Below are 10,507 nucleotides of genomic sequence, written 5' to 3' on the forward strand. Positions count from 1 at the left end.
TCACGGCCCTCCTCGCCGACCGTTCCGGCGCGGGTACCCGGCGCGGCAGCGCCCCCGACCTCACCGAGCTCCTCCCCCAGTGGCTCGCGGCGGCCAACGCGCACGGCTACGCGCCGCCCCCGCACCTCCTGCCCGCCCTGCTCGACGCGGCCCGGGGCAGGACCGATCTGCGCCCGGCGGCACTGGAGTTCGCGGGCCCGAGAGCCCTGTGGCTGGCCCGCCTGAACCCGGACTGGCGGTTCGCCCGCCGCGCGGCTCCCGGGGGCTCGGCCCTACCCAGCCCCGGGGACGGCCAGGCCGTACGAGAGCTCTGGCAGGAGGGCCTGTTCGCCGAGCGGGTCGCCGTACTGACGGCCGTACGGTCCCACGCCCCCTCGGAGGCAAGGGAGTTGCTCGAATCCACCTGGCCGACGGAGCGCGCCGAGGACCGCCTGATGTTCGTCGACTCCTTGCGCGCGAATCTGTCGACGGACGACGAACCGTTCCTGGAGCGGGCGTTGGCCGACCGTAGCCGCAACGTGCGCGCCATAGCGGCCGAGTTGCTGTCGTCCCTCCCCGGCTCCGCACTCGCCGCGCGGATGGCGGAGCGCGCCCTGACCTGCGTGGCCCTCGACCACACGGGCGCGGAGCCCACCGTCGCCGTGGAGGCGCCGCACGTCTGCGACGCGGGCATGGAGCGGGACGGCGTGGCGGCCAGGGCCCCCAAGGGACGGGGTGAACGGTCCTGGTGGCTGGGCCAGTTGGTGGAGGCGGCCCCGCTCGGGGTGTGGTCCGCGCGGCTCGGTGGCCGTACGCCGGAGGGGATCGTGGCGCTGCCCGTCGCCGACGGCTGGCAGGAAGAGCTGCACGCGGCCTGGTGCCGGGCGGCGGTGCGGCAGCGGGATGCGGAGTGGGCGACGGTGCTGCTCGGGGCGCCCGCCGCGCCGGAGGCCGGTGGTCCCGGTGCCGTGTCCCTCGCGGACCGGACGCGACTGCTGGCCACGCTGGGGGCGGCCGAACGCGCCGAGTGGGTGGCCGGGTTCATCGCCCGGCACGGTCTGTCGGAGGCGTTCCAGCTGCTCGGCGCCTGCGCGGTGCCGTGGGCGCCGCCGCTCGGTGGGGCGGTGGTGGACGCGCTCGACATCGCGCGGGACGCGGGCAGTTACCCATGGAGCTTCAGCGGTGTGATGGGCCTGGCCGAACGCTGCCTCGACCCGTCGGAGACCGCCCGCCTGGAGGCCCTGCTGGCCCGCCCCGAGGAACGCGAGGACGGCCGGCCGGGCGCGGGAGGCTACTGGGCGGAGGCGTTCCAGCGGCTCGCCACCACCCTGCGGCTGCGCACGGCGATGGCGGAGGAGCTGATACCCGAAAACGCCTGAGTAGCCCGAATGCGCCCGAGTAAGGGGAGAAGGGGGTGTCAGCCGCCGGAAGCCGCGGGCTGCCGTACGTTCTCCCGCACCCACTCCACGATCGCCCCGGTCGTCGCACCCGGCGTGAAGATCGCCGCGACGCCCTTCTCGCGCAGCGGGGCGATGTCCTCCTCCGGGATGATGCCGCCGCCGAAGACGAGGATGTCCTCGGCGTCGCGCTCCTTGAGGAGGTCGATGACGGCGGCGAAGAGCGTGTTGTGGGCGCCCGAGAGGATCGACAGGCCGATGGCGTCGGCGTCCTCCTGGATCGCGGTGGTGACGATCTGCTCCGGCGTCTGGTGGAGACCGGTGTAGATGACCTCCATACCGGCGTCGCGCAGCGCGCGAGCGATCACCTTGGCCCCGCGATCATGGCCGTCGAGCCCCGGCTTGGCCACCACCACGCGGATCGGACCGGCTGCCACACCCATCACTGCCTCCATCGAGCCACCGGAAGCGGCCGCTTCCGTCATACCGACAAGTACCGCATCTCTGGCACGTTCCGCCACCGTCGCGAAGTGAACGAACGTTATCCCCAGGATCCCGCAACCGGCAGTTTTACGACCGGCGGGGAGGGGGAAATCACATGATGGGACATGAGGGCGCATGGAAGACAGAGACGCCTTCCGCGCGCCGACAGGAGGTCGGCCAATGAAGGTCACCGGAGTATTTCCGCTCTTCCTCCCGATCTGCCGCCGCTTCTGGCCCGGCAGACTGGCCTCTCTGTCCGTCACGCTGCTCAAAGCCACCGCGCTCGAAGCCGCGATCCTGGCGGGACACGTGCTGCTGTACCCGACCGGACTCACCCAGGAGCGGCGCCAGGCGGCCCTCCCGCCGCCGGACGGCGCGGCCCGGCTTCCCGTCCCGCAGGGCCCGCCGGTCATCCTGCTGCACGGCTTCATCGACAACCGCTCGGTGTTCGTCCTCCTGCGCCGCAGCCTCGCGCAGCACGGCCGCCAGCGCGTCGAATCGCTCAATTACTCGCCGCTGACCTGCGACATCCGCACGGCCGCCGAGCTGCTCGCCCGCCATGTGGAGGAGATCTGCGAGCGCACCGGCAGTCGGCGGATCGACATCGTGGGCCACAGCCTGGGCGGCCTGATCGCGCGTTACTACGTGCAGTGCCTCGGCGGTGACCTGCGGGTCCGCACCCTCGTCACCCTCGGCACCCCGCACGCCGGTACCCGCGCGATACCGCTGGCCAACGCGCACCCCATCGTCCGGCAGATGCGCCCGGACTCCGCCGTCATCGAGGAGCTGGCTCGCCCGGCGCCCGGCTGCCGCACGCGGTTCGTGAGTTTCTGGAGCGACCTGGACTCCGTGATGGACCCCCTGGAGGCGGCCTGCGTCGAGCACCCCGACCTGGACGCCGTCAACGTCCGCGTCACGGGCATCGGCCACCTCGCCCTCCCCGTCCACCCCGCCGTGGCCGCCGGGATACGGGACGCCCTGGACACCGAGTCCGCGACGAAGCGCCAGTCGGGCGGCCTCACGGTGGCCTGACCCGGCGACCCAAGAAACGCCCGGGCGGCAGAACACCCGCATTGTTACGGTCACCGCCATGGAGACCTGGGACGGAGCCGCCGTACGGACACGGCTGCGAGAGGCGGCGGCACGCGACCGGTCCGGGGAACGCTTCGGGGCGAACACGCACCGTTACGAACTCAGGCCCCCGCTTCCCGAGCAGGAGATCCGGTCCTTCGAGACCACCCACGGCATCGCACTGCCGCCGGAGTACCGCGCCTTCGTCGCGGAGGTGGGCGACGGCCCCGCCGGTCCGGCCCACGGTCTGCTGCCCCTGACCACTCCCCGCCCCGAAGCCGTAGACGACTGGGCGGTGGACGGCGAGTGGGCGGAGGACCGGCAGCCGGGGCGTCTCGCCGCGCCGTTCCCGCTCACGGAGCCCGCGCCCGGCCGGATCGGGACCGGGTACTCCACGCCGACCAGGGGAACTCTCCTGCTGGCCGAACTGGGCTGCGGAATGTTCCTCCGGCTCGTCCTGAACGGCCCGCACACCGGGGAGATCTGGCTCTTCGACCCGGACTGGGCCGGATTCGTCCCCTCACACCCCGGCTTCCACGCCTGGTACACGGAGTGGCTGACCGCCCTGTGAACACGCGACACGCCGACCGACCCCGCACCGGGCCACCCTCACCGGCACTCGAAACACCCGCGACACAGCCCGCGCACAGGTGACACAACGTCACTCACCATCGAACACTCTTCGAACACAAAGCCAAACTCGCGTCCGCGACCCCCGAAACACGGCTGAATGCCCGTTTCCCGTCGCCGCGAAACCGGCCGAAGATTGTGGCGCCCGTGTACCGCCGGGTACAGTCGCCGCACTGCTCTGGCAGCCCCTGTTGTCGAGGCGAAAGAGAAGTTGGTGAACGACCGTCACCCGTCGGGGACCATGACCTCCCCGGCCCCGGCTTCCGACGCCTCCACCGCGCACTACGCGCCGTACGGAGCACCGGAAGTCCCGTACGACGACCTCACCACCTACAGCGGCTACGACGCCACTGGTTTCGCGGTGGGCACGGGCCAGACCGGAGCCTTCGACGCGTACTACGGCGTCCAGACGGGCGGCGCGCAGACCGGCGGGTACGACACCACCGCCTGGCAGACCGGCTACGAGCACGACCCGTACGCCACCCAGCACCACGCCGTCGCCGACACGGGCGCCTACGAGACCACCGCCTGGCAGGTCCCCGCGCAGGCCACCGGGCACGACGTCAGCGGACAGTGGGACGCGAACGCGTGGCTCCAGACCGACGGCGCGGCGGGCCACGACCAGGCCCAGCAGTGGGACTGGAACGCCCAGACCTATGACACCGGCGCCTACGACGCCACGCAGTGGAACTCCGACGGCGCGGCCTCCGGCCACCAGGAGCACCAAGAGCATCCGGCGCCGTACGACCCGCAGGACGCGGTGCCGTACGAGGCGCAGGACCACGCGTCGTACGACCAGCCGGCCGCCTTCGAGCATCTGGACGACGACCCGCACTCCCCCTACGGCGACGCCGCCGCGATCGAGGAGTTCGGCGAGACGGCGCCGCCCGAGGAGGAGCCGGACTCCACCGGCGAACTCCCCGTCGTGCCCGACCTCCTGGAGGACCAGGAGGAGACCGTACCGGCACCCCGTGCGGGCGGCCGCGCCGCGAACCGCTCCCGGCGCCGTTCGCCCGCCAAGCGCTCGGCCCTGCTGACGGTCGCGGTGCCCTCGGTCTGTGTGATGGGCGTGGCCGGGATCGCCGCCGCCTCGGTGGGCAACCTCACCGACGACGCCCAGGAGACCAGCGCCACCGCCTCGGACGCGCACACGGTGCAGCCGTCCGTCGCCAACAGCGAACTGGACAGCCAGCTCAAGACGCTCTCCGCCGGGGTCGACGACTTCACCGACCGGGCGAGCCGTACCCAGGAGCGCATCGACCTCAAGGCGCAGAAGGCGGAGGAGAAGCGGAAGGCCGCCGCCGAGGCCGCGCTCAAGGAGCGGCTGCGCCCCAAGTTCCTGCTCCCGGTGGCCCAGAAGGGTCTCAGCGCCTACTACGGCCAGGCGGGCGTGAACTGGATGTCCGTCCACACCGGCATCGACTTCCCCGTCGCCTACGGCACGAGCGTGATGGCGGCCACCGACGGCGTCGTCTCCACCAAGTGGAACAGCGCCTACGGCAACATGATGATCATCACGGCCAAGGACGGCACCGAGACCTGGTACTGCCACCTGTCCAGCTACCGCGTCGCCAGCGGTACGGCCGTCAAGGCCGGCGACCCGGTCGCCTTCTCCGGCAACTCGGGCAACTCCACCGGTCCGCACCTGCACTTCGAGGTGCGTCCGGGCGGCGGCGCGGCGATCGACCCGCTGCCGTGGCTGCGCAGCCACGGGCTCGACCCGACCTGATCGTCTCCGAAATCGAAGAACGAGCCCCCGCCTCGAAGGCGGGGGCTCACTCGTCTGCGGTCTGGTCTGCGGCTTCCCGCCCGGCTACAGCTTCTCGACCGGGGCGTACCTCAGCAGCAGCCGCTTGGCGTTGCCGCCGCCGAAGTCGATCGTGGCCTGCGCCTTGTCCCCCGCACCGGCCACCGCGACGACCGTGCCGAGCCCGAACTGGTCGTGCGTGACCCGGTCTCCGACCGTCAGCGACACCACCGGCTTCTCCGAGGCCCGCCGCGTGGCGAACCCGGACGCGCCCGCCGCCGACGAACGCGAGCGGGACGAGGAGAGCGAGGACGCGATCGAACCCGCCCGGGAGGACGGCGGCGCGGCCGCCGCACCCGTCCGCTTCCACTCCATGTGGGTGGCCGGGATCTCGTCCAGGAAGCGGGACGGCGGGTTGTACGAGGGCTGGCCCCAGGCGCTGCGCATCGAGGCGCGGGTGAGGTACAGCCGCTCTCGGGCGCGCGTGATGCCGACGTACGCCAGGCGCCGCTCCTCCTCCAGCTCCTTGGCCTGGCCGAGGGCGCGCATGTGCGGGAACACGCCGTCTTCCATTCCGGTGAGGAAGACGACCGGGAACTCCAGGCCCTTGGCGGTGTGCAGGGTCATCAGCGTGATGACGCCGTCGCCGTCCTCATCGTCCGGGATCTGGTCGGAGTCCGCGACGAGGGCGACCTTCTCCAGGAAGTCGGCCAGGGTGCCCTGGTCCTCGCTCTCCTCGCGCTCCTGCTCGAACTCCAGGGCCACGGCGGCGAGTTCCTGGAGGTTCTCGATGCGGGTCTCGTCCTGCGGGTCGGTGGACGCCTGCAACTCGGCGAGGTATCCGGTGCGTTCGAGGACGGCCTCCAGGACGGTGGCCGGTCCGGCGCCGGACTCGACGATCGTGTGCAGGTCCTCCATCAGCGCGTTGAACCGCTTGACCGCGTTGGTGGAGCGCGATGCCATGCCGTACGCCTCGTCCACCCGCTTCAGCGCCTGCGGGAAGCTGATCTTCTCGCGCTGGGCGAGGGCGTCGATCATCGCCTCGGCACGCTCGCCGATGCCCCGCTTGGGCACGTTGAGGATGCGGCGCATCGGCACCGAGTCCTCGGGGTTGGCGAGGACGCGCAGGTAGGCCAGGACGTCCCGGACCTCCTTGCGCTCGTAGAAGCGGACACCGCCGACGACCTTGTAGGGCAGGCCGACGCGGATGAAGATCTCCTCGAAGACACGGGACTGGGCGTTGGTGCGGTAGAACACCGCGACGTCCCCGGCCTTGGCGTCGCCCGCGTCGGTGAGACGGTCTATCTCCTCGGCGACGAACTGGGCCTCGTCGTGCTCGGTGTCCGCGACATAGCCGACGATGCCCGCGCCCTGGCCCGCGTTGGTCCACAGGTTCTTCGGGCGGCGCGACTCGTTGCGCTCGATGACCGCGTTGGCGGCGGAGAGGATGGTCTGCGTGGAGCGGTAGTTCTGCTCCAGCAGGATCGTCGTCGCGTTCGGGTAGTCCTCCTCGAACTGGAGGATGTTGCGGATGGTCGCGCCGCGGAAGGCGTAGATCGACTGGTCCGCGTCACCCACGACGCACAGCTCGGCGGGCGGCAGGTCGGCCTCGCTCGGCGGCACGTCCTCATCGTGCGCACCGGTGCCGACCAGCTCGCGGACCAGGGCGTACTGCGCGTGGTTGGTGTCCTGGTACTCGTCGACCATGACGTGCCGGAAGCGGCGGCGGTAGTGCTCGGCCACGTCCGGGAAGGCACGCAGCAGGTTGACCGTGGTCATGATCAGGTCGTCGAAGTCGAGCGCGTTGGCCTCGCGCAGCCGGGACTGGTAGAGCGCGTAGGCCTGGGCGAGGGTCTTCTCGAAGCCGTCGGTGGCCTGGGCGGCGAAGTCCTCCTCGTCGATCAGTTCGTTCTTGAGGTTGCTGATCTTGGCGCTGAAGGACTTGGGCGGGTAGCGCTTGGGGTCGAGGTCCAGGTCGCGGCAGACCAGGGCCATCAGCCGCTTGCTGTCCGCCGCGTCGTAGATCGAGAACGACGAGGTGAAGCCCAGCTTCTTCGACTCGCGGCGCAGGATGCGGACGCAGGCGCTGTGGAAGGTCATGACCCACATCGCGTTCGCGCGCGGTCCGACGAGCTGCTCGACGCGCTCCTTCATCTCGCCCGCGGCCTTGTTGGTGAAGGTGATCGCGAGGATCTGGCCCGGGTGCACATGGCGCTCGGCCAGGAGGTGGGCGATGCGGTGGGTGAGCACGCGCGTCTTGCCGGACCCGGCGCCCGCGACGATGAGCAGCGGGGAGCCCGCGTGCACGACCGCGGCACGCTGGTTCTCGTTCAGCCCGTCCAGGAGGGCCGCCGCGTCGATCGCGGGGCGCGGGGCGCCGTCGCGGTAGTGCGCGTCGCGGTCCGGCGGCAGGTCGAACTTCCCGCCGAACAGATCGTCCGGAAGCGGCTCCGGAGCGTGTTCGTCCTCGGGCGGTGGGGGCTGTTCCTCGTGGCCGTGCGGGGCCTGGAGGTCCGCCAGGAAGCTGTCGTCAAAGAGGCTGCTCATCGCTCTACGAGTCTAGGGCGCCCCACCGACAACCGGTCGCCACCCGGGGAACCCGTTCGGAATTCCGGGGAGTTGATCTCGGTGGGGCGGTGTATGGCCTGGTCGCAGCGGCCGGTGGCCTGGCGGGGGAGGCCGGGGGTGATGCGGCCCACGCCGTCGGCGAGCACACCCCGAGGGCCGGGCGGGGGCGCGCGTCCTTTCGAGCCCCCCGCGCGCGTGCCCTGCGGGCCGGGGCGGCGCGGCTCCCTAGCATCGGGACATGTCCGGCATCCCAGGTCTGCGCGCGTGGTGGTGGGAACGTCCTCCGGCGGCGGGTACCGCCGTGATGGCGACCGCCGTCGTCTCGATCGGCCTGCGTCTGGCCGGCGCCGAGACGGTGTCCCTGATCTTCCTGGCCCTGGCCTGTGTCGGCTGGCTCGCACTGGGCGCCGACTTCGCCGTACGGCTGGCCCGGCAGCGGGAGCGGTGGCTGACCGAGGCCCGTACCCCGGTCGCGCTCACCGCCGTGGCCGCGACGGCCATGCTCGGCACCCGCTTCGCGCTGCTCGACGCGCCCGTCCTGGCCGAGGCGCTGCTGGCCCTGGCCGCACTGTGCTGGCCGGTGCTGCTCTACGTCGTCGTACGGCACTGGGGGCATCGCATGCCCGGAGCGGTGTTCCTGTGTTGTGTGGCCACACAGGCGCTCGCGGTACTGGCGGCCACGCTCGCCGGAACCGAGGCGGTGGCGTGGCTCGCCCACACCGCACTGGTGCTGTTCGGGGTGGGCCTGCTGCTCTACGGCCTCGCCCTGCCGCGCTTCGACCCGCGCGAGCTGACACGGGGCCCCGGCGACCACTGGATCGCGGGCGGCGCGCTGTCCGTCTCGGCGCTGGCCGGGGCCCGGCTGATCTCCGCCGACAGCTCGCGGCTGTACCTGTGGAATGTGGACGACAGCGGCGTCCTGCGCGATGTGACGGTCGCCCTGCTCGTCCTCGACCTGGCCTGGTACGCCGTCCTGCTGGTGGCGGAACTGGCGCGCCCGCGTCCGCGGTACGGCCTCGGGCGCTGGGCGACGGTCTTCTCGATGGGGATGACGGGGGCGACGACCCTCGCGGTCGCGGCCGCCGTGGGCATCGGCTGGCTGCGGGTGCCGGGCCGGGTGCTGGTGTGGGTGTCGTTCGCGGTGTGGCTCGCGGCCGCCGCGGGCGCGGTGCTCGCGGCGCGGTCCGGAGCCCGGGGTCAGGACGGCGGTCCCGAGGCGTCCGGGGTCACGTCCACAGCACGGCGATGAAGATGTTCGCCGTGGTCAGCGCGCCGACCAGGGCGAAGGAGCCCTTGTCGACCGTCTCCTCGTCACGCTTCACGTAGACCAGGCCGAGGATCACGATCAGCAGGGCCAGCTTGATGCCGATCTTGATGGAGTTGACGTGGTGGCCCTGCGCCTCGTTGAGGCCGACCAGGATCACGCCGGTGACCAGCATGGTGAACGCGCCGTGCAGCATGCCCGGGACGAAGCGGGCGGTGCCCCGGCCCATCGCCTTCATCTGGGTGAGGAAACCGCCGAGCAGCGCGGCGATGCCGATGATGTGCAGGCCGACGAAGAGATGGATGAGTACGTCCATGTTCAGGAGCCTAGCGGGGGCGCGCCGTAGCACCTCTCCTGCCTCACGTGTCCGCAATGCGCTCATCGGTCACCAGCCCGCGCGAAGGCGACGCTTCCACTTAGGCGACCCGGTCGTAATCGGTCTCGATAAGGACTGTCGCGGACAATTCAGCACACCCGTTACCAAGCTGTCACACACCCGCCTAGCGTCCTCCCCCAGGTGACCGGCTCCCCACGCCGCCCGGACCAGGGGCGGCAGCCGGACACCACCGCCGAGGAACGTCCGGCGGCTGCCCGTCTCCCCTGTGCGGGCGGCAGCCGGACACCGGCCGCTCGAGTCGTACGGGTCCTCGGCCGTACGAGTCCAGGGAAGGACGTGACGGTCCAGGTGGCAACGCACCGGAGGCCCCGACATCGCTCGCTGGGTGGCAACACCGCCCGCACGGCCGCGACCCTCGCCCTCGCGGGGGCGGCGACCGCGACGGCCTTCGAGGGAGTCGGACACGCCGAGCCCCAGCTCACCCCGGCGCAGGTCAGGACCAGAGTGGACACGCTGTACCGGGAGGCGGAGAGCGCCACCGAGAAGTACAACGGCGCCAAGGAGAAGGCGGACGCGGCACAGCGGCGGCTCAACTCGCTGTACGACGAGACCGCCCGCGAGCAGGCCCGGCTGAACACCGCCCGCGACGCGCTCGGCACCTACGCGGCCGCGCAGTACCGCGACGGCACCATCGCCCCGACCTGGCAGCTCGCCCTCTCCAGCGACCCCGACCGGTACCTGGACGGAGCCGCGCTCGCCGAGCGCGTCGGCGACCAGCAGGCCGGTGCCGTCACCCGGGTACGCACCCAGCTGCGCGAGATCGAGCGGCTGCGCGGTGCCGCCCGCGTCGAGCTGAAGTCGCTGCGGAGCCGCCAGGCGGAGCTGAAGCGGCAGAAGAAGACCGTCACCACGAAGCTGACCGAGGCCCGGCGGCTTCTCGACCGGCTCACCTCCCGGGAACGGGAGAAGGCCACCGGCGCCGCACCGGCCCACGCCGACCGCGCCGTCCCGGCCGCCCGGCCGGTCCGCGC

General features: G+C 71.8%; 8 protein-coding genes and 1 pseudogene. 6 read left to right on the forward strand and 3 right to left on the reverse strand.

What is annotated here, in order from left to right:
• Positions 1-1,358, forward strand: a 1,358-nt coding sequence (locus tag GTW40_RS23065; RefSeq protein WP_161182100.1) for a DUF5691 domain-containing protein, incomplete at its 5' end; no start/stop codon positions are given.
• A 38-nt stretch (positions 1,359-1,396) separates the two neighbouring features.
• On the opposite strand, the gene GTW40_RS23070 is transcribed toward GTW40_RS23065, so the two are convergent.
• Positions 1,397-1,819: a cobalamin B12-binding domain-containing protein gene (locus GTW40_RS23070; protein WP_161182107.1), complete on the reverse strand. Its 423-nt coding sequence runs from the start codon at positions 1,817-1,819 to the stop codon at positions 1,397-1,399.
• 220 nt (positions 1,820-2,039) lie between these two features.
• Between GTW40_RS23070 and GTW40_RS23075 the strand changes: the two genes are divergently transcribed.
• The 3 genes from GTW40_RS23075 (at position 2,040) to GTW40_RS23085 (ending at position 5,289) form a co-directional block, all read left to right on the forward strand.
• Positions 2,040-2,891, forward strand: a complete 852-nt coding sequence (locus tag GTW40_RS23075; protein WP_161182101.1) for an alpha/beta fold hydrolase — start codon at positions 2,040-2,042, stop codon at positions 2,889-2,891.
• A gap of 58 nt (positions 2,892-2,949) precedes the next feature.
• Entirely contained in the window at positions 2,950-3,501 is a 552-nt protein-coding gene (locus GTW40_RS23080; protein WP_161182102.1) for an SMI1/KNR4 family protein, read from the forward strand.
• 273 nt (positions 3,502-3,774) lie between these two features.
• Positions 3,775-5,289 (forward strand): peptidoglycan DD-metalloendopeptidase family protein, encoded by a 1,515-nt coding sequence (locus GTW40_RS23085; RefSeq protein ID WP_161182103.1) that lies wholly within the window; start codon positions 3,775-3,777, stop codon positions 5,287-5,289.
• An 84-nt stretch (positions 5,290-5,373) separates the two neighbouring features.
• Here the strand turns inward: GTW40_RS23085 and pcrA are convergent, their stop codons facing one another.
• The gene (gene pcrA, locus GTW40_RS23090) at positions 5,374-7,854 is read right to left on the reverse strand and encodes a DNA helicase PcrA (protein ID WP_161182104.1); all 2,481 of its coding nucleotides are present in this window, start codon (positions 7,852-7,854) and stop codon (positions 5,374-5,376) included.
• Between the two features lie 259 nt (positions 7,855-8,113).
• Between pcrA and GTW40_RS23095 the strand changes: the two genes are divergently transcribed.
• Positions 8,114-9,124: a tellurite resistance/C4-dicarboxylate transporter family protein gene (locus GTW40_RS23095; protein ID WP_161182105.1), complete on the forward strand. Its 1,011-nt coding sequence runs from the start codon at positions 8,114-8,116 to the stop codon at positions 9,122-9,124.
• Here GTW40_RS23095 and GTW40_RS23100 read toward each other — a convergent pair.
• On the reverse strand, positions 9,102-9,455 hold the full coding sequence (locus tag GTW40_RS23100; RefSeq protein ID WP_161182106.1) for a hypothetical protein: 354 nt from the start codon (positions 9,453-9,455) through the stop codon (positions 9,102-9,104). The two genes, GTW40_RS23095 and GTW40_RS23100, sit on opposite strands and share 23 nt — an antisense overlap.
• A 369-nt stretch (positions 9,456-9,824) precedes the next feature.
• Between GTW40_RS23100 and GTW40_RS23105 the strand changes: the two are divergent.
• A pseudogene (locus GTW40_RS23105) lies at positions 9,825-10,507 on the forward strand (NlpC/P60 family protein); the annotation flags it as partial.

Source organism: Streptomyces sp. SID4985 (genome assembly GCF_009863025.1).
GTDB lineage: Bacteria > Actinomycetota > Actinomycetes > Streptomycetales > Streptomycetaceae > Streptomyces.

What these genes read in the sequence shown, in the direction of transcription:
- GTW40_RS23070 (WP_161182107.1), bottom strand. Translation starts at nt 1,819, where the DNA reads ATGGGTGTGGCAGCCGGTCCGATCCGCGTGGTGGTGGCCAAGCCGGGG.
- GTW40_RS23075 (WP_161182101.1), top strand. Translation starts at nt 2,040, where the DNA reads ATGAAGGTCACCGGAGTATTTCCGCTCTTCCTCCCGATCTGCCGCCGC.
- GTW40_RS23080 (WP_161182102.1), top strand. Translation starts at nt 2,950, where the DNA reads ATGGAGACCTGGGACGGAGCCGCCGTACGGACACGGCTGCGAGAGGCG.
- pcrA (WP_161182104.1), bottom strand. Translation starts at nt 7,854, where the DNA reads ATGAGCAGCCTCTTTGACGACAGCTTCCTGGCGGACCTCCAGGCCCCG.
- GTW40_RS23095 (WP_161182105.1), top strand. Translation starts at nt 8,114, where the DNA reads ATGTCCGGCATCCCAGGTCTGCGCGCGTGGTGGTGGGAACGTCCTCCG.
- GTW40_RS23100 (WP_161182106.1), bottom strand. Translation starts at nt 9,455, where the DNA reads ATGGACGTACTCATCCATCTCTTCGTCGGCCTGCACATCATCGGCATC.